Source organism: Streptomyces sp. NPDC055632 (assembly GCF_053618675.1).
Window position 1 is genome coordinate 14,950 of sequence record NZ_JBSHHY010000047.1, and the last position, 24,746, is coordinate 39,695.

Annotated in this window: 24 protein-coding genes; 20 read left to right on the forward strand and 4 right to left on the reverse strand. The window is 72.9% G+C overall.

Annotation, left to right across the window (positions count from 1 at the left end; all coding sequences use genetic code 11):
• Positions 1–35: 35 nt before the first annotated feature.
• Positions 36–1,838: a glycoside hydrolase family 15 protein gene (locus tag ACWGSR_RS34035; RefSeq protein ID WP_376241558.1), complete on the reverse strand. Its 1,803-nt coding sequence runs from the start codon at positions 1,836–1,838 to the stop codon at positions 36–38.
• Positions 1,839–2,351: 513 nt separating this feature from the next.
• Between ACWGSR_RS34035 and ACWGSR_RS34040 the strand changes: the two genes are divergently transcribed.
• From ACWGSR_RS34040 to ACWGSR_RS34105, 14 genes are all read left to right on the forward strand, one after another.
• Complete coding sequence (locus ACWGSR_RS34040) at positions 2,352–4,001, forward strand: CTP synthase (RefSeq protein ID WP_376241599.1); 1,650 nt, start codon at positions 2,352–2,354, stop codon at positions 3,999–4,001.
• A 103-nt stretch (positions 4,002–4,104) separates the two neighbouring features.
• Entirely contained in the window at positions 4,105–4,731 is a 627-nt protein-coding gene (locus ACWGSR_RS34045) for an NUDIX domain-containing protein (protein ID WP_376241560.1), read from the forward strand.
• A 178-nt stretch (positions 4,732–4,909) separates the two neighbouring features.
• Positions 4,910–6,895, forward strand: a complete 1,986-nt coding sequence (locus ACWGSR_RS34050; RefSeq protein ID WP_453572562.1) for an NB-ARC domain-containing protein — start codon at positions 4,910–4,912, stop codon at positions 6,893–6,895.
• Positions 6,896–7,043: 148 nt separating this feature from the next.
• On the forward strand, positions 7,044–8,159 hold the full coding sequence (ald, locus tag ACWGSR_RS34055) for an alanine dehydrogenase (protein WP_376241564.1): 1,116 nt from the start codon (positions 7,044–7,046) through the stop codon (positions 8,157–8,159).
• 449 nt (positions 8,160–8,608) lie between these two features.
• A complete protein-coding gene (locus tag ACWGSR_RS34060; protein WP_030212665.1) occupies positions 8,609–9,634 on the forward strand; it encodes a ParA family protein in 1,026 nt (341 codons plus the stop codon).
• Positions 9,631–10,116, forward strand: coding sequence for a hypothetical protein (locus ACWGSR_RS34065; protein ID WP_453572603.1), 486 nt, complete (start codon positions 9,631–9,633; stop codon positions 10,114–10,116). The genes ACWGSR_RS34060 and ACWGSR_RS34065 overlap by 4 nt, the downstream gene beginning before the upstream one ends.
• Positions 10,117–10,161: 45 nt before the next feature.
• Positions 10,162–11,427 (forward strand): segregation and condensation protein A, encoded by a 1,266-nt coding sequence (locus ACWGSR_RS34070; RefSeq protein ID WP_453572565.1) that lies wholly within the window; start codon positions 10,162–10,164, stop codon positions 11,425–11,427.
• A gap of 62 nt (positions 11,428–11,489) precedes the next feature.
• Positions 11,490–12,047, forward strand: a complete 558-nt coding sequence (gene scpB, locus ACWGSR_RS34075; RefSeq protein ID WP_453572606.1) for an SMC-Scp complex subunit ScpB — start codon at positions 11,490–11,492, stop codon at positions 12,045–12,047.
• Positions 12,047–13,315, forward strand: a complete 1,269-nt coding sequence (locus tag ACWGSR_RS34080) for a pseudouridine synthase (protein WP_453572568.1) — start codon at positions 12,047–12,049, stop codon at positions 13,313–13,315. The genes scpB and ACWGSR_RS34080 overlap by 1 nt, the downstream gene beginning before the upstream one ends.
• Positions 13,316–13,447: 132 nt before the next feature.
• Positions 13,448–14,098, forward strand: a complete 651-nt coding sequence (gene pnuC / locus ACWGSR_RS34085) for a nicotinamide riboside transporter PnuC (protein ID WP_453572575.1) — start codon at positions 13,448–13,450, stop codon at positions 14,096–14,098.
• Positions 14,095–15,174: an AAA family ATPase gene (locus tag ACWGSR_RS34090; protein ID WP_453572578.1), complete on the forward strand. Its 1,080-nt coding sequence runs from the start codon at positions 14,095–14,097 to the stop codon at positions 15,172–15,174. The genes pnuC and ACWGSR_RS34090 overlap by 4 nt, the downstream gene beginning before the upstream one ends.
• Complete coding sequence (locus tag ACWGSR_RS34095) at positions 15,171–15,908, forward strand: NUDIX hydrolase (protein ID WP_453572581.1); 738 nt, start codon at positions 15,171–15,173, stop codon at positions 15,906–15,908. The genes ACWGSR_RS34090 and ACWGSR_RS34095 overlap by 4 nt, the downstream gene beginning before the upstream one ends.
• Positions 15,905–16,936, forward strand: coding sequence for an ADP-ribosylglycohydrolase family protein (locus tag ACWGSR_RS34100; protein WP_453572584.1), 1,032 nt, complete (start codon positions 15,905–15,907; stop codon positions 16,934–16,936). Before ACWGSR_RS34095 ends, ACWGSR_RS34100 begins: the two co-directional genes overlap by 4 nt.
• A 3-nt stretch (positions 16,937–16,939) precedes the next feature.
• Positions 16,940–17,521, forward strand: a complete 582-nt coding sequence (locus ACWGSR_RS34105) for a S1 RNA-binding domain-containing protein (protein WP_453572587.1) — start codon at positions 16,940–16,942, stop codon at positions 17,519–17,521.
• On the opposite strand, the gene ACWGSR_RS34110 is transcribed toward ACWGSR_RS34105, so the two are convergent.
• The gene (locus ACWGSR_RS34110; RefSeq protein WP_453572589.1) at positions 17,518–17,655 is read right to left on the reverse strand and encodes a hypothetical protein; all 138 of its coding nucleotides are present in this window, start codon (positions 17,653–17,655) and stop codon (positions 17,518–17,520) included. The genes ACWGSR_RS34105 and ACWGSR_RS34110 overlap by 4 nt on opposite strands.
• A gap of 39 nt (positions 17,656–17,694) precedes the next feature.
• Here ACWGSR_RS34110 and ACWGSR_RS34115 point away from each other — a divergent pair, with 39 nt between their 5' ends.
• Positions 17,695–18,705, forward strand: coding sequence for a quinone oxidoreductase family protein (locus tag ACWGSR_RS34115; protein ID WP_376241578.1), 1,011 nt, complete (start codon positions 17,695–17,697; stop codon positions 18,703–18,705).
• 204 nt (positions 18,706–18,909) lie between these two features.
• Here the strand turns inward: ACWGSR_RS34115 and ACWGSR_RS34120 are convergent, their stop codons facing one another.
• Both ACWGSR_RS34120 and ACWGSR_RS34125 read right to left on the reverse strand, forming a co-directional pair.
• Positions 18,910–19,599: a nucleotidyltransferase domain-containing protein gene (locus ACWGSR_RS34120; protein ID WP_453572593.1), complete on the reverse strand. Its 690-nt coding sequence runs from the start codon at positions 19,597–19,599 to the stop codon at positions 18,910–18,912.
• A gap of 10 nt (positions 19,600–19,609) precedes the next feature.
• Positions 19,610–20,065: a Rieske (2Fe-2S) protein gene (locus ACWGSR_RS34125; protein WP_453572596.1), complete on the reverse strand. Its 456-nt coding sequence runs from the start codon at positions 20,063–20,065 to the stop codon at positions 19,610–19,612.
• A gap of 200 nt (positions 20,066–20,265) precedes the next feature.
• On the opposite strand from ACWGSR_RS34125, the gene aroH reads away from it, so the two are divergent.
• The 5 genes from aroH to der all read left to right on the forward strand — a co-directional run bounded on the left by aroH (position 20,266) and on the right by der (position 24,696).
• Positions 20,266–20,628: a chorismate mutase gene (aroH, locus tag ACWGSR_RS34130; RefSeq protein WP_376241584.1), complete on the forward strand. Its 363-nt coding sequence runs from the start codon at positions 20,266–20,268 to the stop codon at positions 20,626–20,628.
• The gene (locus tag ACWGSR_RS34135) at positions 20,625–21,713 is read left to right on the forward strand and encodes a prephenate dehydrogenase (protein ID WP_376241586.1); all 1,089 of its coding nucleotides are present in this window, start codon (positions 20,625–20,627) and stop codon (positions 21,711–21,713) included. The genes aroH and ACWGSR_RS34135 overlap by 4 nt, the downstream gene beginning before the upstream one ends.
• Positions 21,714–21,862: 149 nt before the next feature.
• Positions 21,863–22,537 carry a (d)CMP kinase gene (gene cmk, locus ACWGSR_RS34140; RefSeq protein WP_376241588.1) on the forward strand — a complete coding sequence of 225 codons (675 nt, stop codon included), beginning with the start codon at positions 21,863–21,865 and terminating at the stop codon, positions 22,535–22,537.
• Positions 22,534–23,178, forward strand: coding sequence for a lysophospholipid acyltransferase family protein (locus ACWGSR_RS34145; RefSeq protein WP_376241590.1), 645 nt, complete (start codon positions 22,534–22,536; stop codon positions 23,176–23,178). Before cmk ends, ACWGSR_RS34145 begins: the two co-directional genes overlap by 4 nt.
• A 69-nt stretch (positions 23,179–23,247) precedes the next feature.
• Entirely contained in the window at positions 23,248–24,696 is a 1,449-nt protein-coding gene (der, locus tag ACWGSR_RS34150) for a ribosome biogenesis GTPase Der (RefSeq protein WP_376241592.1), read from the forward strand.
• The last annotated feature ends 50 nt before the right edge of the window (positions 24,697–24,746 follow it).

Genomic DNA, 24,746 nt, shown 5'->3' on the forward strand with positions numbered 1-24,746 from the left:
CTCCCCGGCCGTACCACCGGCCGCCGCGTGCCCCCTCAGCCGCCGTAGGCGCCGCTCGCCGTCAGGCGCAGCGCCGTGTCGATCAGCGGGACGTGGCTGAAGGCCTGCGGGAAGTTGCCCACCTGGCGCTGGAGCCTCGGGTCCCACTCCTCGGCGAGCAGGCCCAGGTCGTTGCGGAGCGCGAGCAGCTTCTCGAAGAGGGTGCGGGCCTCGTCGACCCGGCCGATCATCGCCAGGTCGTCGGCCAGCCAGAAGGAGCACGCCAGGAACGCGCCCTCGTCGCCCTCCAGGCCGTCGACGCCGGCCTCCTCGCCGGCCGTGGGGTAGCGGAGCACGAAGCCGTCCTCCGTGGACAGCTCCCGCTGGATCGCCTCGATCGTGCCGATGACCCGCTTGTCGTCCGGCGGCAGGAACCCCATCTGCGGGATCAGCAGCAGCGAGGCGTCCAGCTCCCTGGAGCCGTACGACTGCGTGAAGGTGTTCCGCTCCTTGTCGTAGCCCTTCTCGCACACGTCCCGGTGGATCTCGTCGCGCAGCTCGCGCCAGCGCTCCAGCGGGCCGTCGGCGTCCCCGGACTCGATGAGCTTGATCGTGCGGTCCACGGCGACCCAGGCCATCACCTTGGAGTGCACGAAGTGCCGGCGCGGGCCGCGGACCTCCCAGATGCCCTCGTCGGGCTGGTCCCAGTTCTTCTCCAGGTACTCGATCAGCTTGAGCTGGAGCAGGGAGGCGTAGTCGTTGCGGGACAGGCCCGTCATGTGCGCCAGGTGCAGGGCCTCGGTGACCTCGCCGTACACGTCCAGCTGGAGCTGGTTGGCGGCGCCGTTGCCGACCCGGACCGGGGTGGAGCCCTCGTACCCCGGCAGCCAGTCGAGCTCGGCCTCGCCCAGCTCGCGCTCGCCCGCGATGCCGTACATGATCTGGAGGTTCTCCGGGTCGCCCGCGACGGCGCGGAGCAGCCAGTCCCGCCAGGCGCGGGCCTCCTCGCGGTAGCCGGTGCGCAGCATCGAGGAGAGGGTGATCGCCGCGTCCCGCAGCCAGGTGTAGCGGTAGTCCCAGTTCCGCACGCCGCCGATCTCCTCGGGCAGCGAGGTGGTCGGCGCGGCGACGATCCCGCCGGTCGGCGCGTACGTCAGCGCCTTCAGGGTGATCAGGGAGCGGACCACGGCCTCCCGGTAGGGACCGTGGTACGTGCAGTGGTCGACCCACTCGCGCCAGAAGTCGGCGGTCGCCTCCAGGGCCCCCTCGGGGTCTGGCAGCGCCGGCTGCTCCTTGTGGGAGGGCTGCCAGGAGATCGTGAGGGCGACCCGCTCCCCGGGGCCGACGGTGAACTCGGAGTACGTGGTGAGGTCCTCGCCGTGGGTCTCGGCCTCGGTGTCCAGCCACACCGAGTCGGGCCCGGCGACCGCGACCGTGCGGTCGCCGACCTTGTGCACCCAGGGCACGATCCGGCCGTAGCTGAACCGCATCCGCAGCGCGGACCGCATCGGGACCCGGCCGGAGACGCCCTCGACGATCCGGACGAGCTGCGGCGCGCCGTCGCGCGGGGGCATGAAGTCGATCACCCGGACCGTGCCGCGCGGGGTGTCCCACTCGGACTCCAGGACGAGCGAGTCGCCCCGGTAGCGGCGCCGGTCGGCGGGGGCCGGCTCGGTGTCCTCCGGACCCGCGGGGGCCACCCGCCAGAATCCGTGTTCCTCTGTGCCGAGGAGTCCCGCGAAGATCGCGTGCGAGTCGAAGCGGGGCAGGCAGAGCCAGTCCACGCTGCCGTCCCGGCAGACCAGGGCGGCGGTCTGCATGTCTCCGATGAGTGCGTAATCCTCGATGCGCCCGGCCACGTGCTTCACTCCAGTCGAACGGCCATGTCCGCCCCTCGGGGCGCTTGCTCCAGATGCCCGGCCGCATATGCCGGCCGGGGTCCGAGTGTGTCAGCCATCAGGGGGTCTGCGACAAGCCTCGGTCCGGGATGGGTCCCCGGGCGTTCGGCCCCGGGGGGACAGGCGGTGGCGTCGTCGGCCGGCCGGCTCGGCGGGCCATGTCCGAGCAGGATACGTCGCGCCCCGCGCCGCCCGTTGATCACACCAGTAACGTCGTTGCTCCAATCGGGTGAACACCCCTCTCCCCGTCCCGGACCTGCGGATCCCGCTCGCGTCGCCCTCCGTGAACGCCCGGCTTCCGCGTGTGGCCGGAAGCGGTCTCCCCGGGTCGCTGATACCCTGGTACCCCGTGGACCGGTGGGAAACGGCGACAGCCGAGGCCCCCGCAACCGCAGCGACGGCACCCCCCGATTCTTCCGGAGGGGAAGCCGGTACGCACCTCCAGAACGCGACCACGGGAGCCCCCTCTTGGCGATGCCGCCCAACACCACGACGACCAAGCACATCTTCGTCACCGGGGGTGTCGCCTCCTCCCTCGGCAAGGGCCTGACCGCCTCCAGCCTGGGTGCGCTCCTCAAGGCGCGGGGCCTGCGGGTCACGATGCAGAAGCTCGACCCGTACCTGAACGTCGACCCCGGCACGATGAACCCGTTCCAGCACGGCGAGGTGTTCGTCACCAACGACGGCGCCGAGACCGACCTGGACATCGGCCACTACGAGCGCTTCCTCGACGTCGACCTCGACGGCTCGGCCAACGTCACCACCGGCCAGGTCTACTCGCAGGTCATCGCCAAGGAGCGGCGCGGCGAGTACCTGGGCGACACCGTGCAGGTCATCCCGCACATCACCAACGAGATCAAGTCCCGGATCCGCCGCATGGCGACCGACGACGTCGACGTGGTCATCACCGAGGTCGGCGGCACCGTCGGCGACATCGAGTCCCTGCCGTTCCTGGAGACCGTCCGCCAGGTCCGCCACGAGGTCGGCCGCGACAACGTCTTCGTCGTGCACATCTCGCTGCTGCCCTACATCGGCCCCTCCGGCGAGCTGAAGACCAAGCCGACCCAGCACTCGGTCGCCGCCCTGCGCAACATCGGCATCCAGCCCGACGCGATCGTGCTGCGCGCCGACCGCGACGTCCCCACCGCCATCAAGCGCAAGATCTCGCTGATGTGCGACGTCGACGAGGCCGCCGTGGTCGCCGCCATCGACGCCAAGTCGATCTACGACATCCCGAAGGTGCTGCACACCGAGGGCCTGGACGCCTACGTCGTCCGCAAGCTCGACCTGCCCTTCCGCGACGTGGACTGGACCGTCTGGGAGGACCTCCTGGACCGCGTCCACAACCCGGAGCACGAGGTCACCGTCGCGCTCGTCGGCAAGTACATCGACCTGCCCGACGCCTACCTGTCGGTCACCGAGGCCATGCGGGCCGGCGGCTTCGCCAACAAGGCCCGGGTCAAGGTCAAGTGGGTCACCTCCGACGACTGCAAGACCCCGGCCGACGCCGAGAAGCAGCTCGGCGACGTCGACGCGATCCTCGTCCCCGGCGGCTTCGGCGACCGCGGCGTGAGCGGCAAGGTCGGCGCGATCCGGTACGCCCGCGAGCACAAGGTCCCGCTGCTCGGCATCTGCCTCGGCCTCCAGTGCATCGTCATCGAGGCCGCCCGGAACCTGGCCGACATCCCCGAGGCCAACTCCACCGAGTTCGACCCGGCCACCGCGCACCCCGTCGTCTCCACGATGGAGGAGCAGCTCGCGTACGTCGAGGGCGCCGGCGACCTGGGCGGAACGATGCGCCTGGGCCTCTACCCGGCGAAGCTCGCCGAGGGCTCGATCGTCCGCGAGGCCTACGGCGACGAGCCGTACGTCGAGGAGCGCCACCGCCACCGCTACGAGGTGAACAACGCCTACCGCGCGGAGCTGGAGAAGAAGGCCGGCCTGGTCTTCTCCGGCACCTCCCCGGACAACAAGCTCGTCGAGTACGTCGAGTACCCGCGCGAGGTCCACCCCTACCTGGTCGCCACCCAGGCGCACCCGGAGCTCCGCTCCCGCCCGACCCGCCCGCACCCGCTCTTCGCCGGTCTGGTGAAGGCCGCGGTGGAGCGCAAGACGGGCAAGTAGGGCGCAGGCGTTAACGTTGCCGGGGTGCGGGCCCGTTCGGGTCCCGCACCCCGGTTCTCGTGTGTCCGTGTGGTGCGCGTGTTCGTCTACGGGAGGACGGCTGATGGAGTTGCAGGACACCCCGCAGGAGTGGCGGATCGCCGCGACGGCGACCCCCTTCCAGGGCAAGAAGACGGGCGTCCGCACGGACGACGTGGTCATGCCGGACGGCACGGTCGCGCGCCGCGACTACCAGGTCCACCCCGGCTCGGTGGCCGTCCTGGCCCTGGACGCGGAGGACCGGGTGCTGCTGGTCAAGCAGTACCGGCACCCGGTGCGGCACAAGCTCTGGGAGATCCCGGCCGGGCTGCTCGACGTGCCCGGTGAGAACCCGCTGCACGCCGCCCGGCGCGAGCTGTACGAGGAGGCGCACGTCAAGGCGGAGGACTGGCGGGTCCTGACCGACTTCTACACCTCCCCGGGCGGCAGCGACGAGGCCGTGCGGATCTTCCTCGCGCGGGACCTCGCGGAGGCGGAGGGCGAGCGCTTCGAGGTGGCCGACGAGGAGGCCGACATGGAGGTGGCGCGGGTGCCGCTCGCGGACCTCGTCCGGGGCGTCCTCGCGGGCGACCTGCACAACAACTGCCTGGTGACCGGCGTCCTGGCGCTGGCCGCCGCCCGCGCCGGCGACGGCCTCGACGCCCTCCGCCCGGCGGAGGCGCCCTGGCCGGCCCGCCCGTTCGAGGCGTAGTCCCGACGCCTCCCCACCGAGGGAGGCGATCCGGTCGGAAGATCTGTTGATCCGATCGGGGGATGTGTCCGCCCTGCTCCGCCGGGTACGTGCCGTGCGCTGAACTACGCTCGGAAACGCCCGCGCGGAGCCCCTCCCGCGGGATCGGCTCGTGCGCAGGTGGACGGGAGCGTGGCCCGTGACGGATCAGGCGGTGGCGGCAACCGGCAGCCGGCGGTTCTTCGGCCGCCAGCGCGAGTTGAAGGCCCTGCGCGCCGACATCGAACGGACCGGCCTCGACACCCTCACCGGCCGCAAGGTGCCCCGCGCCCGGGTCCTGCTCGTCGCCGGGAAGCCGGGCTCGGGACGCACCGCCCTCGCCGAGGAGCTGGCCGCCGGGGTCGCCGACCGGTACCCCGACGGGATCTTCTGCGTCCGGCTGACCGAACCCGGCGGCGAGCCCGTCCCCACCGGCCGGGCCGCCCAGGAACTCCTCGCCGCCCTCGGGGTCGCCGAGCCGCCCGGCGCCGCCGAGGACGAGCTGACCGAACTGGTCCGCGGCGCCTTCACCGGGCGCCGGGCCGTCCTGGTCCTCGACGACGCCGTCGACGCCGAGCAGGCGGACCCGCTGATCCCCGACGAGCCCGGCACCCTGGTGATCGGGGTCGCCGGAGGGCCGCTCACCGGCATCCCCGACGTACGGCCCTGCACCCTCGGCGGCCTCGACCCCAAGTCGGCCATCGAACTGCTCACCTCCTTCACCGGCTCCGTCCGCGTCACCGTCGACCCGCAGGCCGCCGAGACCCTGGTCGAGGAGTGCGGCGGGCTGCCCGCCGCGGTCGTCCTCGCCGGCGGCTGGCTCTCCACCCACCCCAAGGCCTCCGTCGCCGACCTCGCCAAGCGGCTGCGCGGGATCGGCGGCGACCCCCTCACCCGGGCCTTCCTGCTCGCCCACGAGGCGCTGCCCGCCACCGCCTCCCGGATACTGCGGTTCCTGGTCCTCGCCCCGCTCGGCCGTGCCGACGCCCACACCGCCTCCGCCCTGGCCGGCTGCTCGGTCTCGGCGGCCGCCACCACGCTCGCCGACTTCGAGGCCCTGGGGCTCGTCTCGGCCGGCGAGGACGGGCAGTACGAGGTGCGCGCCCATCTCGTCCCCCTCCTCCGCGCGCAACTGGAGGAGCGCGACCGGCCCGCCGAGGTGCAGCTCGCCCGGGCCCGGATGCTGGAGCGGACCGTGCGGCTCCTCCAGTCCTGCCGCGCGGTCACCGAGCCCGAGGGCTCGCCCGCCCGCAGGAAGCTGGCCGGGCTGCCGCGCGCCCTGCGCTTCCCGAACGCCGCCGCCGGGGCCGCCTGGCTGGACTCCCGGCGGCCCGTCCTGCTGGCCTCCGCCCGCCTCGCCGTCGCCGACGGGGAGCTCGACACCCTGGCCCGCCGCCTGATCGCCTCCCTGGTCCGGGCGCTCACCGCGCACCGGGGCGCCGAGGCCGCCGCCCCCGAGCTGTACGGGCTGCACCGGCTCGTCCTGGACGTGGCGGAGCGGCGCGGACTGCACCGCGAGCGGGCCGCGGCCCTGCTCAACCTGGCCGACCTCGACGCCCGCACCGGCAGGACGAAGGAGGCTCTGCTGCGATATCGGTCGGCTTTGGAGGCCGGACGCGCAGCAAATGACCCGTACGCGACCGGTCGGGCGATGGAATCCGTAGGTGGCTCCTATCAGGAGCTGGGGGACTGGCAGCGGGCCGGCGACTGGTACGGACGGGCGCTCGCCCAGCGCCTCGCCCGCGACGAGCGTGCCGACCAGGCCCGGCTGTACGCCCGCCTCGGCGCCGTGCAGACCTACGCGGGGCGGTACGGGGAGGCCCTGCGGAACTGGCGGGCCGCCGCCGCCGGCTACCGCAGGCTCTCCGATCTCCCGGGCTACGCAAGGGCGTTGAGCGAGGCGGCCCGGGTCCAGGAGTACGCCGGGCGGCCCGAGGAGTCCCTGCGGACCTGCGAGGAGGCCGTGGAGTGGGCCCGCCGGGCCGAGGACACCCGGCTCCAGGCGGCGCTCCGGCTGCGCCTCGCCGACACCCTCGACCGGCTCGGCGACCCGGCGGCGGCCCGGCTGCACCGGGCCGGAGCGGAGAGACTGCTGGAAACGGAACCATCCGCCTGCGAAATCCGCAGTGGGTCCGTCGAAGATTAGTACTTTGAAAGGCTAGACAGCGGGAACTCCTTCATTAGACTGGGTCCGCCGCGTTCGAACGTGGTCTGCCCCGGTGCGCTGCCATGCATCCGGGTATGTATCGCAGTGCGCCAGTTATCCCTCCCTGATTCAAGGACCGTGATCGACGATGAAGGTCGGCATCCCCCGCGAGGTCAAGAACAACGAGTTCCGCGTGGCCATCACCCCCGCCGGTGTCCACGAGCTCGTCCGCCACGGCCACCAGGTCTTCGTCGAGCAGAACGCCGGTGTCGGCTCCTCGATCACGGACGCGGAGTACGTCGCCGCCGGCGCCGCGATCCTCCCCACCGCCGACGAGGTCTGGGCCGTCGCCGACCTGCTGCTCAAGGTCAAGGAGCCCATCGCGGAGGAGTACCACCGCCTCCGCAAGGACCAGACCCTCTTCACCTACCTGCACCTCGCCGCCTCCCGCGAGTGCACCGACGCGCTGCTCGCCTCCGGCACCACCGCCATCGCGTACGAGACCGTCGAGACCGCCAACCGCGCGCTCCCGCTGCTCGCCCCGATGTCCGAGGTCGCGGGCCGCCTGGCCCCGCAGGTCGGCGCCTACCACCTGATGCGCTCGGCCGGCGGCCGCGGCGTCCTGCCCGGCGGCGTCCCCGGCACCCACGCCGGCAAGGCGGTCGTCATCGGCGGCGGCGTCTCCGGCTGGAACGCCACCCAGATCGCCGTCGGCATGGGCTTCCACGTGACCCTGCTCGACAAGGACATCAACAAGCTCCGCGAGGCCGACAAGGTCTTCGGCACCAAGGTGCAGACGATCGTCTCCAACGCCTACGAGCTGGAGAAGGCCGTCGTCGAGGCCGACCTCGTCATCGGCGCCGTCCTCATCCCGGGCGCCAAGGCCCCGAAGCTGGTCACCAACGAGCTCGTCGCCAAGATGAAGCCCGGAAGTGTCCTTGTCGACATCGCGATCGACCAGGGCGGCTGCTTCGAGGACTCGCACCCGACCACCCACGCCGAGCCGACCTTCCGGGTCCACGACTCGGTCTTCTACTGCGTCGCCAACATGCCCGGCGCGGTCCCGAACACCTCCACCTACGCCCTCACCAACGCCACGCTGCCCTACATCGTGTCGCTGGCGAACAACGGCTGGGCCGAGGCGCTGCGCCGCGACGCCGCCCTCGCCCTGGGTCTCAACACCCATGACGGCAAGGTGGTTTACAAGGAGGTCGCCGAGGCGCACGGCCTCCCGCACACCGAGCTGCTCGGCCTCCTGGGCTGACCCCCGCGGCGCCGCCGTCAACGCGCGCCGTCAATACCACGCACCCGGCCGGACCTTGTTCGACAAGGTCCGGCCGACTGTGTCTCCGGCCACGCCGAAACGTTCGGGCAACTCGCGGCGAACGTAACTCTTTAACCGTTTCGCACACCCCGGAAACGTACGGATGCGTGGCCGCGCGCCCTTGACAGAGACGTGTTCGGTTGCCGACACATCGGGCCGGGTCCGGCGGATTGTGTTGCTGCAGACCGGTGACACGCCATAGAGTCGCCAACCGTCGGCATGGTGCCACGCTGACCTATCGATAAATGTTCCTGGTCACACTCAAGGAGGTAAGACGACTTGTGAATGAGTCGACATTTACTCCCGGGAGTGGTGCGCCGGGAGCTCCGATCGGCTCCGTCGCGGTGCGGACCTTCGCGACGCACCAGCCCGTGACGACAGCCCACACGATGAAGACGATGGACGGCCTACACGTGAACGCCACGGCCGGCAACGAGATGGGCCGAGAGTCCACCCACTTCGCCGCCTACGACGAGGTGCCCGAGGGGCACTTCTACGACCCCGACGCCGAGTACGAGCCCGATCCGGAGTACGCGGCCACCCTCGCGCCCGACGCTGCCCGCCAGCGCCGCGAGCGGATCGGCCCGACCGGACGGCCCCTGCCGTACTTCCCGATCCCGGGCCCGCTGACCGACCACGGACCCGCGAAGATCATCGCGATGTGCAACCAGAAGGGCGGCGTCGGCAAGACCACGTCGACCATCAACCTGGGCGCCGCGCTCGCCGAGTACGGACGGCGGGTCCTGCTCGTCGACTTCGACCCGCAGGGAGCCCTGTCGGTCGGCCTCGGCGTGAACCCGATGGAGCTCGACCTCACCGTCTACAACCTGCTCATGGAGCGGGGCATGTCGGCGGACGAGGTCCTCCTGAAGACCGCCGTGCCCAACATGGACCTGCTGCCGAGCAACATCGACCTCTCGGCCGCCGAAGTCCAGCTCGTCAGCGAGGTCGCGCGCGAGTCCACGCTCCAGCGCGCCCTGAAGCCGCTGATGAACGACTACGACTACATCGTGATCGACTGTCAGCCCTCGCTCGGCCTGCTGACCGTGAACGCCCTGACGGCCGCTCACAAGGTCATCGTGCCGCTGGAGTGCGAGTTCTTCGCGCTGCGCGGCGTCGCCCTGCTGACCGAGACCATCGAGAAGGTGCAGGAGCGGCTCAACCCCGAGCTGGAGCTCGACGGCATCCTCGCCACGATGTACGACTCCCGGACCGTGCACAGCCGCGAGGTGCTCGCGCGCGTCGTCGAGGCCTTCGACGACCACGTGTACCACACGGTCATCGGGCGGACCGTGCGCTTCCCGGAGACCACGGTCGCCGGCGAGCCCATCACCACGTACGCCTCCAACTCCGTGGGCGCCGCCGCCTACCGCCAGCTCGCCAGGGAGGTGCTCGCCCGGTGTCACGCCGAGTGAGTCTGCCCGGCGCCGACGAACTCTTCCGTACGACCGGGGGGACGGCGCTCCAGGCGTCCTCACCCCGCCGGGCCGTCCCGGCACCGGCGGGCGAGAGCGACCCGGCGGCGGCCGAGGGCTCCGCGGAGCACGCGGCCGCGGACTCCGAGGCCGCGGAACCGCGCGCCCGGACGTCCCCCGAGACCGAGAAGGCGGCTCCGGCCGCCGCCCCCGGCCAGGCCGCCGCGCCCCGGCGGCGCGGCGGCGGGCGCACCGCGAGCCGGCGGCCCAGCGGCCGCGAGCGCCACGACGAGAAGATCACGGTCTACGTCTCCGCCGAGGAGCTGATGGACCTGGAGCACGCCCGCCTCGTGCTGCGCGGCGAGCACGGCCTCGCCGTCGACCGGGGCCGGATCGTCCGGGAGGCCGTCGCGGTCGTCCTGGCGGACCTGGAGTCCCGCGGCGACGCGAGCATCCTCGTCCGCCGTCTGCGCGGCCGCTGACGATAGCCTGCGGGCTGCCCCGCTCCCCGCTCCCCCTGGACCCCCATGCACCACGCCCCCGGCTCCGCCCCCGACGAAACGTCCCGCCCGCCGCGCCGCCGCGCTCTGGGGCGCGGAGGGGGCGCGGGGCCCCTGCGGGGGGCGGAGCCGGGCGAGCCGGACCCGGAGGCCGCCGAAGCCCCCGAGCCGCCCGTAGGGGCCGGGGCCGCACCCGGGGCCGCCGGGGCCCCCGCCGAGACCTCTGGGGCCTCCGCGGCCTTCGCGCCGCTCGAACGGGTCGACGCCGGGGCCGTACGGGCCGGGACGGGCGACGGGGGCGGCGAGTGGGCCGGTGACGGGGGCGAACGGCTACCCGGCGGGCTCGGGCAGGTACTCGGCGATGCCGAGCAGGCCCCCGGTGGGACCGAGCGGACCGGTGACGGGCCGGAACAGGTCCCCGGCGGGGCCGAGCGGACCGGTGACGGGTCGGAAAAGGCCCCCGGCGGGACCCACCAGCCCCCCGCCGGCGCCGACGGGCGGTTCACCGTGCGGCTCTCGAACTTCGAGGGGCCCTTCGACCTGCTGCTCCAGCTCATCACCAAGCACAAGCTCGACGTCACCGAGGTCGCGCTCTCCCGGGTCACCGACGAGTTCATGGCCCACCTGCGCGCCCTCGGGCCCGACGGGGACCTCGACCAGACCACCGAGTTCCTCGTCGTCGCCGCCACCCTGCTCGACCTCAAGACCGCCCGGCTGCTGCCCGCCGCCGAGGTGGAGGACGAGGCCGACCTCGCCCTCCTGGAGGCCCGCGACCTGCTCTTCGCCCGGCTCCTCCAGTACCGCGCGTACAAACGGGTCGCGGCGATCTTCGAGGAGCGCTGGGAGAACGAGGGCCGTCGGCACCCCCGTACCGTCGGGCTCGAACCCCACCACGCCGAGCTGCTCCCCGAGGTGATCATCTCCATCGGCGCCGAGGGCTTCGCGAAGCTGGCCGTCAAGGCCATGCAGCCCAAGGCCGAGCCGCAGGTGTACGTCGAGCACATCCACGCCCCCCTCGTCAGCGTCCGCGAGCAGGCCGCCGTGGTCGCCGCCCTGCTCCGCGAGCGCGGCACGGCGGCCTTCCGGGAGCTGATCGAGGACGCCGGCGACACCCTCACCGTCGTCGCCCGCTTCCTCGCCCTCCTGGAGCTCTACCGGGAGCGGGCCGTCGCGCTCGACCAGGAGACCGCCCTGGGCGACCTCACGGTCTCCTGGACCGGCGGGGACGGGGAGACCAGGGTCACCGACGAGTTCGACCAGGAACCCGGACAGGAAACGGAGGCCCGCGCGTGAGCGCCCCCGACATCGACGCCGACACCGACACCGACCTCAAGCCCTCCCTCGAAGCCGTCCTCATGGTCGTCGACGAGCCCGCCACCGAGGCCCACCTCGCCAAGGTCCTCGGCCGCGCCCCCCGGGAGGTCGCCGACGCCCTGCGCGAGCTGGCCGACGAGTACACCGCCCAGGGCCACGGCTTCGAGCTGCGCCAGGTCGCCGGGGGCTGGCGCTACTACACCCGTCCCGCGTACGCCCCGGCCGTCGAGGCCTTCGTCCTGGAGGGCCAGCAGGCCCGGCTCACCCAGGCGGCCCTGGAGACCCTCGCGGTCGTCGCGTACCGCCAGCCGGTCAGCCGTTCCCGCGTCTCGGCGGTCCGCGGGGTCAACTGCGACGGCGTGATGCGGACCCTCCTCCAGCGGGGTCTGGTGGAGGAGGCGGGCGCGGAACCCGAAACAGGTGCGATCCTGTACAGGACGACGAACTACTTCCTGGAGCGGATGGGCCTGCGCGGCCTGGACGAACTCCCCGAGCTCGCCCCCTTCCTCCCCGAGGCGGAGGCGGTCGAGCCGGACTCCCTCGAAGGCGTCCCGTCGTTCGAACCCGACGCAGACGTAGACGACAAGACGGAACTTTGATGCGAAGCAGCAGCGGCAGGAACAGCAGCGGAAACAACGGCGGGAGCCGTGGTGGCAACAGCGGCGGCCGCGGCGGCAGCAGCGGTGGCGGCCGTGGTGGCAGCGGTGCCGGCGGTGGCGGCGGTTACCGGGGCGGCAGTGGCTCCGGTGGCTCCGGTGGCGGCCGTGGTGGCAGCGGCTCCGGTGGCGGCGGTTACCGCGGTGGTGGCAGTGGCTACCAGGGCGGTGGCTACCAGGGCGGTGGCGGCCGTGACGACCAGAAGCGTCCGAGCAACCCGCGCCGGCCTCGCCCCGAGGAGCGCTCCTACGACGTGAGCCCGCCCGCCGAGGCCCCGAAGAAGGGCCGTGGCTCCGCGGCCCGCGGCGGCGCCAAGGGCGGCCCCAAGGCCCCGCAGGGCGGCACCCCGCCCCGTCGTGGCCCGCACGGTCAGCGGCAGGCCCCGGCCCGCTCGCGCGAGCTCGACGCCAAGATCGAGCAGCGCAACCGGGAGCGGTACGAGAACCGGCCCGAGATCAAGACCCCCAAGACCTTCCCCGGCGCCGAGCAGGAGGGCGAGCGGCTGCAGAAGGTCCTCGCCCGCGCCGGCATGGGCTCGCGCCGCGCCTGCGAGGAGCTGATCGAGCAGGCCAGGGTCGAGGTCAACGGCGAGATCGTCCTGGAGCAGGGCAAGCGCGTGGACCCGGAGAAGGACGAGATCAAGGTGGACGGCCTGACCGTCGCCACCCAGTCGTACCTGTTCTTCGCGCTGAACAAGCCCGCCGGCGTCGTCTCCACCATGGAGGACCCGGACGGCCGCCAGTGCCTCGGCGACTACGTCACCAACCGCGAGACCCGGCTCTTCCACGTCGGCCGGCTCGACACGGAGACCGAGGGCATCATCCTGCTCACCAACCACGGCGAGCTGGCCCACCGCCTCACGCACCCGAAGTACGGCGTGAAGAAGACGTACCTGGCCGCCATCACCGGCCCGCTGCCCCGCGAGGTCGGCCGGCGGCTCAAGGACGGCATCCAGCTGGAGGACGGCTACGCCCGCGCCGACCACTTCCGCGTGGTCGAGCAGACCGGCAAGAACTACCTGGTCGAGGTCACCCTGCACGAGGGCCGCAAGCACATCGTGCGCCGGATGCTGGCCGAGGCGGGCTTCCCGGTCGAGAAGCTGGTCCGCACCGCCTTCGGCCCGATCGGCCTGGGCGACCAGAAGTCGGGCTGGCTGCGCCGCCTGACCAACACGGAGGTCGGCATGCTGATGAAGGAAGTCAACATGTAGCACCCCCGAGGTGCGCCTGCGAAGGGGCCCGTGACCGTTCCGGCGGTCACGGGCCCCTTCGCGTCCGCGCCCGGCCCTTGTGGGCGCCGTCCGCCACCCTTTATAGTCAGGGTGACTCTTAAGGAGGCGGGCGTGAGCCTCGCGACTTTGCTCGAACCCCTGCAGCGGCCGCTCCTCACCGTCCTGGACACCCCGGTCAGCTGGACCGAGGTCCTGGGCTTCGGCAGCGGGGCGCTCTGCGTCTGGCTGGTGGCCCGCCAGCACGTGGCCAACTGGCCGATCGGCATCGCCAACAACCTCTTCTTCGTCCTGCTCTTCACGCAGGCGGGGCTCTACGCCGACGCCGGCCTCCAGATCGTCTTCATCACCCTCGCCGCGTACGGCTGGTGGACCTGGACCCACGGGGGTGGACCGGGCTCCGACGCCCTTCCGGTGCGCCGCACCACGCGCGCCGAATGGACGTGGCTGCTCGCGGCGGGGGTGGTGGGGACCCTCGGGCTCACCCTGCTGCTCGACCGCGCCACCGACTCGACCGTCCCCTTCTGGGACGCCCTGACCACCGCGCTCTCCCTCATGGCCACCTACGGCCAGTGCCGGAAGCGCCTGGAGTCCTGGTGGCTCTGGATCGCCGCCGACGTCGTCTACGTGCCGCTGTACGCGCACAAGGGCCTGTACCTGACCTCCCTGCTGTACGTCGGCTTCATGGCGCTCTGCGTCCTCGGCCTGCGCGGCTGGACCCGGGACCTCACGGAGACCCGGCGACCGGTGGGGGCGACGGCGTGAAGCGCTACGGGCACGGCCTCGTCCTCGGCAAGTTCTATCCGCCGCACGCCGGCCACCACCACCTCGTCCGCACCGCCCTCGACCGCTGCGAGCGCCTCACCGTCCTCGTCTGCGCCTCCTCCGCCGAATCCGTGCCCCTGGAGGACCGCGTCGCCTGGATGCGCGAGGTCCACCCCGACGCCCTCGTCGTCGGCGCCGTCGACGACCACCCCGTCGACCTCCACGACCCCGACGTCTGGGAGGCCCACATGGCCGTCTTCCGGGCCGCCGTGCCCGAACGCGTCGACGCCGTCTTCACCTCGGAGCCGTACGGGGAGGAGCTCGGCCGCCGCTTCGGCGCCGCGTCCGTCCTCGTCGACCCCGACCGCGTCCGCTTCCCCGTCTCCGGCACCGCCGTCCGCGCGGACCCCGCCGGCTGCTGGGACCACCTGGAGGCCCCCGTGCGGGCCGCGCTCGCCCGCCGGGTCGTCGTCCTCGGCGCCGAGTCCACCGGCACCACCACCATGGCCCTCGCCCTCGCCGACCACTACCGGCGGCGCGGCGGCGTCTGGGCCCGCACCCGGTACGTACCGGAGTACGGGCGCGAGTACAGCGAGCTCAAGCTCGCCGAGCTGAGGGCCGAACGCCCCGGCGCCACCTGGTCCGACGTCGTCTTCCGCTCCTCCGACTTCCCCGTCATCGCCCAGCGCCAGGCCGAACTGGAGGAGGAGGCCGCCCGCGCCGGCTCGCCCGTCCTCGTCTGCGACACCGACGCCTTCGCCACCACCATCTGGCACGAGCGGTACATGGGCACCACCAGCCCCGACACCGGCGAGATCGCCGCCCGCGGCCGGCAGCACCTCTGGCTCCTCACCGACCACCGGGGCGTCGACTTCGAGGACGACGGACTGCGCGACGGGGAGCACCTGCGGCCCTGGATGACCGCCCGCTTCCTCACCCAGCTCGCGCACTCCGGCCGCCGCACGGTCGTGCTCACCGGCCCGCACGAGGAACGGCTCGCCACCGCCGTCGCCGCCGTGGACGCGCTGCTCGCCGAGGGCCCGGGCCTCACCGACCCCCTGCCGGAGCGCCGATGACCGCCCACCGGGCCCCCGAGGGCTACGACCCCCGCGCCTTCGAGCCGTTCGCCGTCACCGTCGACCTCGCCGTCCTGACGATCCGCGAGGAACGCCTCCACGTCCTGCTCGTCGAACGCGCCCAGGAGCCGTACGCCGGGTCCTGGGCGCTGCCCGGCGGCTTCGTGCTGCCCCGTGAGTCCGCCGAGACCGCCGCCCGCCGCGAACTCGCCGAGGAGACCGGGCTCTCCGGCGCCACCGTCGCCGGACTCCACCTCGAACAGCTCCGCACCTACACCGAGCCGGACCGCGACCCGAGGATGCGGGTCGTCTCCGTCGCCTTCACCGCGCTCGTACCGGACCCGCCCGAGCCGCGCGGCGGCGGGGACGCGGCGCAGGCGCGGTGGATCCCGTACGGGACGCACGGGCCGCTCGCCTTCGACCACGACCGGATCCTCGCCGACGCCCACGAACGGGTCGGCGCCAAGCTCGAGTACACCTGCCTCGCCACGGCCTTCTGCCCGCCCGAGTTCACCCTCGGCGAGCTGCGGCAGGTCTACGAGACGGTCTGGGGCGTCGAACTCGACCGCCCCAACTTCCGGCGCAAGGTCCTCGCCACGCCCGGCTTCGTCCGGGCCGTGGAGGGACCGCCGCGCCTCACCGGCGGACGGGGGAAACCGGCCGCCCTCTACCGGGCGGGCGGGACCACGACCCTCCACCCGCCCCTCCTGCGACCGGAAGGACGCTCCTCGTGAACCACGCACCCACCGCCGTCGAGCGGGCCGCGACCGGGTCCCTGATCGGACTCGCGCTCGGCGACGCGCTGGGCTTTCCCACCGAGTTCAATGACGTTCCCTCGATCCTCGCGAAGTGCGGGCCGTGGCGGGAGATGAAACTCCCCGTCAGGAACGGGAAGGCGTACGTCACCGACGACACCCAGATGACCCTCGCCTTCGCCCGGGGCATTCGCACCGCCATGGACCGGGGCGTCCTCACCCCGCGGCGCCTCGCCCGGCCGGTGCGCGGGGAGTTCGTCGACTGGTACCACTCCCCGGAGAACAACCGCGCCCCCGGCAACACCTGCCTGCGCGCCTGCCGGCTCCTGGACGGCGACCGGCTCTGGCAGGACGCCAGTCAGATCCACTCCAAGGGCTGCGGCGCCAACATGCGGGTCGCGCCGATCGGGCTCGTCCCCGGGCTGAGCGACGAGCAGCGGGCGGGCGCCGCGCAGCTCCAGTCGGCGCTGACCCACGGCCACCCCACCGCGCTCGCCGCCTCTGACCTGACGGCCCGCGCCGTGCACCTCCTCGCGCGGGGCGTGGACCCCGCCGGGCTCGTCGGACAGCTCCGCTCGTACGCGTACGAGAACCGTTCCCGCTACCGGGAGGAGTGGCTCGGCGACCTGTGGACCCGCTCCCAGGACCCCTCCGCCCGGCACTTCACCGAGCGCGGCTGGGACGAGTGCCTGGCGGTCCTGGAGCGCCTGGACGCCGTCCAGCGCACGGCCGACCCGGAGCTCGACCCCTGCACGTACACCGGCGACGGCTGGATCGCGGAGGAGGCCCTCGCGACCGGGCTCCTCTGCTTCCTCCTCTTCCCCGGCGAGCCCCTCACCGCCCTGCGCCGGGCCGCCTGCACCCGCGGCGACTCCGACTCGATCGCCGCCCTCGCGGGCGCCTTCGCCGGTGCCCACCTCGGCGCGGACGCCTGGCCGGAGGAGTGGGCGGACCGCGTCGAGTACCGGAGCGACCTGATCTCCTTCGGCGCACTCTGGGACGCCTGAGCCATGACGCTCGTCCCGGACGAACACCCCGAGCTGTGGGACTTCCTGAACGCACGACGTGCCGGCGAGGTCCTCTCCGGCACGGTCGCGGCCATCGAGCGGTTCGGCGTGTTCGTGGCGCTGGACGACGGCCCCGGCCATCCCCTCTTCCCCGGCGTCGGGTTCGTCTCGGCCGCCGAACTGTCCTGGGAGCGCTTCGCGTCGTTCGAGGACGTCGTCCGGGTCGGACAGCGCGTCTCGTGCGAGTTCCTCCAGTTCGACACGTACAACGGGGAGGCCAGGCTCTCCCTGAAGGCCATGGAGCCGGATCCGCTGCGCGCGTTCGCCGCGCACGTCGTGTGCGGCCGGGAGCTGCGGGGAGAGGTCACCGAGCTGATTCCGTTCGGCGTCTTCGTCCGGGTCGCCGACGGCGTCGAGGGGCTGGTCCACATCGACGACCTCGCCCCGGCTCCGGGGGCCGTCCTCCAGGACGTCGTGGCGGTCGGCGACCGGATGACGGTCGTCGTCACGGACGTGGACCTCGTGCGGCGCAGGGTGCGCCTCTCACCGGTCCGGCCCGACCCTGATCCGCCGGACACGCCCTAGGCGTGTTGTCCCGGGACCTCGTGTCCGCCGCCGTCGGGGACGTTGCCGGGCTTCTTGATGTCGACGTGCGCGAACTCGCCGGGAATCGGATCACCGTCAACGGGGTTGGTGGGGGATGAGCCGTTGATCGCCATCAACGGGGTTGGTGGGGGACGAGCCGTTATTGGAGGGCCATGCGAGCGATTCAGGTGTACGAAGTGGGCGGTCCCGAGGTGCTGCGGGAGGCCGAGGTGGACCAGCCGCGGCCGGGTCCGGGCGAGGCGGTCGTGGAGGTCGCCGCATCCGGGGTCAATTTCCTCGACGTCTACCACCGCGAAGGCCGGTACAGCCTCCCGCTGCCCTTCACCCCGGGCGCTGAGGGCGCCGGCACGGTCGTCGAAGTCGGACCCGGCGTCGCTGACGTCGCGGTCGGGGACCGGGTCGGTTGGGTGGAGATTCCCGGCACGTATGCCGAGCGGGCCGTCGTGGACTCCTCCCGGCTGGTGCCGCTGCCCGACGACATCGGCTTCGAGACGGCCGCCGCCGTGCTCCTGCAAGGCATGACCGCGCACTATCTCATCAAGGACGCCTACCCGGTTCAGGGGGGCGACACGGTGCTCGTGCATGCGGCTGCCGGTGGCATGGGGCTGCTTCTGACCCAGCTCATCACCCATCTCGGCGGCAGGGTGATCGGCACGACGTCGACCACGGCGAAGGCCGAGCTGGCGAAGCGTGCCGGGGCCGCCGAGGTGATCCTTTCCTCCGCGGTCGACGATCTCGCGGCCGAGGTGAGGCGGCTCAACGGCGGTCAGGGGCTGCCGGTCGTCTTCGACGGCGTCGGCGCGCACACCTTCGACGCGAGCCTCGCCAGCCTGCGAACCCGCGGCCATCTCGTGCTCTTCGGCGCGGCGAGTGGTGCCGTGCCGCCGTTCGATCCGATCCGGCTCGCCCACGGCGGTTCGCTCACCCTGATCCGGCCCAGCCTCGGGGACTTCATCGCCGATCGGTCCGAACTGCTCCGACGGGCCGCCGATGTGTTCGAGTGGGTGCGCTCCAAGGCGCTTGAGGTCACCGTGACGGGCCGCTACGCATTGTCCGAGGCCGCCCGGGCCCACAGCGATCTGGAGGCTCGGCGTACCACCGGCAAGCTGCTCGTCGTACCCGATGCGGCCGCTGTCGGACGCCGCGAGGAGACGCGGAGCTGATCGCGGGTGACGAGGTCGGGGATCTTGGAGACCGAGATGTCGAGGGCATGGCCGACCGTCATCGCCGAGATCCCCGACACCGGCGGGCACTCAGCAGGCCGAGATCAAGTTCCGGCGGGTTTCCGGCGCATCCGGGTCACACCCCTTCAAGATCCCTCGGCCGAGACCTGGCTCACCCGTCCACAACCTCCCGGGACGGAACACCTAGGGCGCGCTCGACACCGACGCCCGGCGGGCGCGGACCAGGAAGTCCTCCACGCGCGCGCGGTCCGGTCCGGTGGGCAGCGGAGAGGTGTCGTGGGCGCGGTCGGCCTCCTCGTGGAGGCGGTTCATCCAGGACTCGACCTCCGGCCAGGGCACCTCGCCGCGCTTGACCGCGAGGAGGCGGTCGCGGTCCCCGCCGACGTCGACGCGCAGCTCGCCCGTGCGCAGCAGGTCGCGGCAGCTCGCCAGGAGCCGCAGCAGGTGCATGGCGTGCTTCCAGCGCGGGTGCCCGTACCGGCGCACGTCCGCCTCCAGCCTGCGGCGCTGGCCGAGCGCGTACCGCACGAACGTCCGGTGGGCCTGCCGGGAGAGGAAGGCGCCGCGCAGGGAGACCAGCTCGCGGCCGAGGTCGTCGACGTACTCGACGACGGGGGAGTGGAGGCACTCCAGGACGTTCGGGTTGTTGCGCAGGGCCAGCTCGCAGAAGCGTTCCAGCTCCCAGCTGAACTGCTCCTCGCGCGGCCCCTCCACGTGCGCCGGGGGCTTGTCGAAGCGCCAGAAGAGCGGCGCCGGCGCGAGATAGACGCCCCGCACGTCCGTGTCGCTGCCCTCGGTCGCCAGACCGAAGGCGCGCGAGCCCACCACACAGGAGTAGATCGTGTGCTCGCGCACCAGCTCGTCCGGAGTCATGCCCGGCAGGCTACGCCAGGCTGATCGTTTCGCCCGAGACATTAATCCGCTCCGCCGGGAGCGGGCGGGTGGCCGGGCCCGTCACCACCGAGCCGTCCGCCACGCGGAACTTCGAACCGTGGCAGGGGCAGTCGATGGTGCCGTCCGCGACCCTGTTCACCAGGCACCCCTGGTGCGTGCAGACCGCCGAGAACGCCTTGAACTCGCCGGCCTTCGGCTGCGTCACCACCACCTTCTCCTCCGCGAAGACCGCTCCGCCGCCGACCGGGATCTCGGAGGTCCTGGCCAGCGCCTCGCCGTCGCCCTCGGGGGACTCCGGCGACTCCGAGGACTCCGGCGCCTCCGGCGTGGCCGTGGCGGTGCCGCCGTCGCCGCCGTCGTCATCGCCGTCCGAGCCGCAGCCCGTCGCCGTCAGGGCCGCGGCGGCGAGCAGGACGGTACGGCGGCTCGTGCTGTGGGACGTCATGGCGCCAGCTTGGCCACGCGCCGCCGCCGGGTCCCGCGACACGCCTGCCCCTGTACCCCGAGTGGCGGAACGCACCGGTTCGCGTGACATTGACCCTGATCCATGTGTTCGCCCCCGTCTCGGAGAGCGGGCGCCGTGCTCCCGGCCCGCCGCCCCTGACTAGGCTGACCGGAGCACAGACGCAGGCGAAGGAGCACGACGTGGCGGTACGAGCGGTCCGAGGCGCCGTCCAGCTGGACCGGGACGAGGCCGGGCACATGCGCGAGCGGGTCGAGGAGCTGCTCGCCGCCGTCCTCGAACGCAATGGCCTCACCGCCGAGGACCTCATCAGCATCTGGTTCACGGCCACGCCCGATCTGCGCAGCGACTTCCCCGCCGCCGCGGCCCGGCACACCGGCCTCGTGGACGTCCCCCTGATCTGCGCCCGGGAACTCGACGTCGAGGGCGCCATGCCGAGGGTCGTCCGGCTCCTCGCCCACGTCGAGACCGAGCTGCCCAAGTCCCGGATCGCGCACGTCTACCTCGGCGCCGCGGCCGCCCTGCGCAAGGACATCGCCCAGTGAGAACAGCGCTCGTCATCGGAACCGGCCTGATCGGCACCTCCGCCGCCCTCGCCCTCGCCGGCCGGGGCGTCACCGTCCACCTGCGCGACCACGACCCGACCCGCGCCCGCACCGCCGCCGCGCTCGGCGCCGGCACCGACGAGGCGCCCGAGGGCCCCGTGGACCTCGCCGTCGTCGCCGTGCCCCCCGCGCACACCGCCGCCACCCTCGCCGGGGCCATGGCCGCCGGTCTGGCCCGCGGCTACCTGGACGTCGCCAGCGTCAAGGGCGGGCCGAAGCGGGAGCTGGAGGCCCTGGGCCTCGACCTCACCGCGTACATCGGCACGCACCCGATGTCCGGCAAGGAGCGCTCCGGCCCGCTCGCCGCCACCGCCGACCTCTTCGAGGGCCGTCCCTGGGTCCTCACCCCCACCCGGGACACCGACACCGAGGTCCTCAACCTCGCCCTGGAGCTCGTCGCCCTCTGCCGGGCCGTCCCCGTCGTCATGGACGCCGACGCCCACGACCGGGCCGTCGCCCTGGTCTCCCACACCCCGCAGCTGGTGTCGTCCATGGTCGCCGCGCGCCTGGAGGAGGCCGACGAGTCGGCCGTGCGCCTCTGCGGGCAGGGCATCCGCGACGTCACCCGGATCGCCGCCTCCGATCCCCGGATGTGGGTCGAGATCCTCTCCGCCAACCCCGGGCCCGTCGCCGACGTGCTCTCCGGCGTCGCCGCCGACCTCGACGAGACCGTGCGCGCCCTGCGCTCCCTCCAGTCCGCCGACGAGGACAAGCGCCGGGACGGCGCCACCGGCGTCGAGGACGTCCTGCGCCGCGGTAACGCCGGCCGCTCCCGCGTCCCCGGCAAGCACGGCGCCGCCCCCGCCGCCTACGAGACCGTCGCCGTCCTCATCAGCGACCGGCCCGGCGAGCTGGCCCGGATCTTCGCCGACGCGGGCCGCGCGGGCGTCAACATCGAGGACGTCCGCATCGAGCACGCGACCGGCCAGCAGGCCGGCCTGGTCCAGCTCATGGTGGAGCCCTCGGCGGCCCCGGTCCTCGGCGCGGCCCTCCAGGAGCGCGGCTGGTCCCTCCGCACGGGCTGACGCGGACGCCGGAGCCCGGGGGCGGAGGACCGGCCCCGGGGGTCCGGCACGGGCTGGGCCGAACGGGTGCGTGGGACTCGGTAACCTTGGGGGAAGCCCGTCGCGACTCCGCCGGGTCCGCCACCCCACCCCAGGAAGGTGTTCCCACCGTGGAATCCGTGATCGTCGCCATCGACGGGCCGTCCGGCACGGGCAAGTCGAGCACCTCGAAGGCGGTCGCCGCCAAGCTGGGGCTGAGCTACCTCGACACCGGCGCCCAGTACCGGGCGATCACCTGGTGGATGATCAGCAACGGCGTGGACGTCTCCGACGCCGGGGCCGTCGCCGCCGTCGCCGCCAAGCCGGTCATCGTCTCCGGCACCGACCCGTCCCGGCCCACCATCACCGTGGACGGCACCGACGCCTCCGGCCCCATCCGCACCGAGGAGGTCACCTCGAAGGTCAGCGCCGTCAGCGCCGTCCCCGAGGTGCGCGCGCTCATCACCGAGCTCCAGCGGACCATCGCCCGGGGCGCCGAGCAGGGCATCGTCGTCGAGGGCCGGGACATCGGCACCACCGTCCTGCCCGACGCCGACCTGAAGATCTTCCTCACGGCCTCGCCCGCGGCCCGTGCCGCCCGCCGCTCCGGCGAGCTCAAGGGCGCCGACGTGCGCGCCACCCAGGAGGCCCTGGTCAAGCGGGACGCGGCCGACTCCAGCCGCAAGACCTCCCCGCTCGCCAAGGCCGACGACGCCGTCGAGGTCGACACCACCGACCTCACGCTCGACCAGGTGATCGAGTGCGTCGTCACCCTGGTGGACGAGAAGAGGGCGGCCGTCGGATGACCGTGCCCTCCGCGAAGGGCGCAGCCGTCGGCCGCGGCATCGGCATCGGGCTGATGTACGGGCTGTGGAAGCCGCGCGTCCTCGGCGCCTGGCGGGTGCCGGCCTCCGGCCCCGTCGTCCTCGCCGTCAACCACGCGCACAACATCGACGGCCCCATGCTCATGGGCACCGCCCCGCGCCCCGTGCACTTCCTCATCAAGAAGGAGGCGTTCGTCGGCCCGCTCGGCGGCTTCCTGGAGGGCATCGGGCAGGTCAAGGTGGACCGGGACGGCACCGACCGCACCGCGATATCCCACGCCCTGGGCGTCCTGGAGCGGGGCGGCGTCCTCGGGATCTTCCCCGAGGGCACCCGGGGCGAGGGCGACTTCGCCTCGCTGCGCGCGGGCCTCGCGTACTTCGCGGTCCGCAGCGGCGCGCCGATCGTCCCGGTCGCCGTCCTCGGCAGCACCGACCGCCGGGGGCGGCTCGTCAAGGCCCTGCCCCCGCTGCGCGGCCGCGTCGACGTCGTCTTCGGCGACGCCTTCGAGGCGGGCGACGGATCGGGCCGGCGCACCCGCAAGGCGCTGGACGAGGCCACCGTACGGATCCAGGGGAAGCTCACCGCCCACCTGGAAAACGCCAGGCGCCTCACCGGGCGCTGAGCGAGACTCTCAGTAGTGGAACCCGTCGACCGGGAACCACCGACCACGAATGATCGAGGAACGGACTTCATGAACGACCAGCACGACCACGGGGCACTTGGCGACGCCGAGTACGCGGAGTTCATGGAGCTCGCCGCGGAAGAGGGCTTCGACGCGGAGGAGATCGAGGGCGCGATCGAGGAGGCCGGGCACGGCCCGCTCCCCGTCCTCGCCGTCGTCGGCCGCCCGAACGTCGGCAAGTCGACCCTGGTGAACCGCATCATCGGCCGCCGCGAGGCCGTCGTCGAGGACAAGCCGGGCGTCACCCGCGACCGCGTCACCTACGAGGCCGAATGGGCCGGCCGCCGCTTCAAGGTCGTCGACACCGGCGGCTGGGAGCAGGACGTCCTCGGCATCGACGCCTCCGTCGCCGCCCAGGCCGAGTTCGCCATCGAGGCCGCCGACGCCTGCCTCTTCGTCGTGGACGCCACCGTCGGCGCCACCGACACCGACGAGGCCGTCGTCAAGCTGCTCCGCCGCGCCGGGAAGCCGGTCGTCCTCGCCGCCAACAAGGTCGACGGCCAGTCCGGCGAGGCCGACGCGGCCATGCTCTGGTCGCTCGGCCTGGGCGAGCCGTTCCCGGTCTCCTCGCTGCACGGCCGCGGCACCGGCGACCTCCTGGACGAGGTCCTGAAGAAGCTGCCCGAGGCCCCCGCGCAGCGCTTCGGCAACGCCGTCGGCGGCCCGCGCCGCATCGCCCTCATCGGCCGCCCGAACGTCGGCAAGTCCTCCCTGCTCAACAAGGTGGCGGGCGAGGACCGGGTCGTCGTCAACGAGCTGGCCGGCACCACCCGCGACCCGGTCGACGAGCTGATCGAGCTCGGCGGCGTGACGTGGAAGTTCGTCGACACCGCCGGCATCCGCAAGAAGGTCCACCTCCAGGAGGGCGCGGACTACTACGCCTCCCTGCGGACCGCGGCCGCCGTCGAGAAGGCGGAGGTGGCCGTCATCCTCATCGACACCACCGACAACATCTCGGTCCAGGACCAGCGCATCATCACGATGGCGGTCGAGTCGGGCCGCGCCATCGTCATCGCCTACAACAAGTGGGACGATCTGGACGAGGAGCGCCGCTACTACCTGGAGCGCGAGATCGAGACCGAGATGCAGCAGGTCTCCTGGGCGCCCCGGGTCAACGTCTCCGCCAAGACCGGCCGCCACATGGAGAAGCTGGTCCCGGCCATCGAGACCGCCCTCGCCGGCTGGGAGACCCGCGTCCCCACCGGCCGGCTGAACGCCTTCCTCGGCGAGATCGTGGCCTCCCACCCGCACCCGGTCCGCGGCGGCAAGCAGCCCCGCATCCTCTTCGGCACGCAGGCGGGCACCAAGCCGCCCCGGTTCGTCCTCTTCGCCTCGGGCTTCCTGGAGGCCGGCTACCGCCGCTTCATCGAGCGCCGCCTCCGCGAGGAGTTCGGCTTCGAGGGCACCCCGATCCACATCTCGGTCCGGGTGCGCGAGAAGCGCGGCCGCAAGAAGTAGCCCCCCGCACAGCGCACGGCCGAGGGCCGGGACCCGATCGGGTCCCGGCC

Coding starts and splice junctions, on each gene's coding strand:
- ACWGSR_RS34040 (WP_376241599.1), top strand. CDS start 2,352: ATGCCGCCCAACACCACGACGACCAAGCACATCTTCGTCACCGGGGGT.
- ACWGSR_RS34045 (WP_376241560.1), top strand. CDS start 4,105: ATGGAGTTGCAGGACACCCCGCAGGAGTGGCGGATCGCCGCGACGGCG.
- ald (WP_376241564.1), top strand. CDS start 7,044: ATGAAGGTCGGCATCCCCCGCGAGGTCAAGAACAACGAGTTCCGCGTG.
- ACWGSR_RS34060 (WP_030212665.1), top strand. CDS start 8,609: ATGAAGACGATGGACGGCCTACACGTGAACGCCACGGCCGGCAACGAG.
- ACWGSR_RS34070 (WP_453572565.1), top strand. CDS start 10,162: ATGCACCACGCCCCCGGCTCCGCCCCCGACGAAACGTCCCGCCCGCCG.
- scpB (WP_453572606.1), top strand. CDS start 11,490: ATGGTCGTCGACGAGCCCGCCACCGAGGCCCACCTCGCCAAGGTCCTC.
- ACWGSR_RS34080 (WP_453572568.1), top strand. CDS start 12,047: ATGCGAAGCAGCAGCGGCAGGAACAGCAGCGGAAACAACGGCGGGAGC.
- ACWGSR_RS34095 (WP_453572581.1), top strand. CDS start 15,171: ATGACCGCCCACCGGGCCCCCGAGGGCTACGACCCCCGCGCCTTCGAG.
- ACWGSR_RS34105 (WP_453572587.1), top strand. CDS start 16,940: ATGACGCTCGTCCCGGACGAACACCCCGAGCTGTGGGACTTCCTGAAC.
- ACWGSR_RS34110 (WP_453572589.1), bottom strand. CDS start 17,655: ATGGCGATCAACGGCTCATCCCCCACCAACCCCGTTGACGGTGATCCG.
- ACWGSR_RS34115 (WP_376241578.1), top strand. CDS start 17,695: ATGCGAGCGATTCAGGTGTACGAAGTGGGCGGTCCCGAGGTGCTGCGG.
- ACWGSR_RS34120 (WP_453572593.1), bottom strand. CDS start 19,599: ATGACTCCGGACGAGCTGGTGCGCGAGCACACGATCTACTCCTGTGTG.
- ACWGSR_RS34125 (WP_453572596.1), bottom strand. CDS start 20,065: ATGACGTCCCACAGCACGAGCCGCCGTACCGTCCTGCTCGCCGCCGCG.
- ACWGSR_RS34145 (WP_376241590.1), top strand. CDS start 22,534: ATGACCGTGCCCTCCGCGAAGGGCGCAGCCGTCGGCCGCGGCATCGGC.
- der (WP_376241592.1), top strand. CDS start 23,248: ATGAACGACCAGCACGACCACGGGGCACTTGGCGACGCCGAGTACGCG.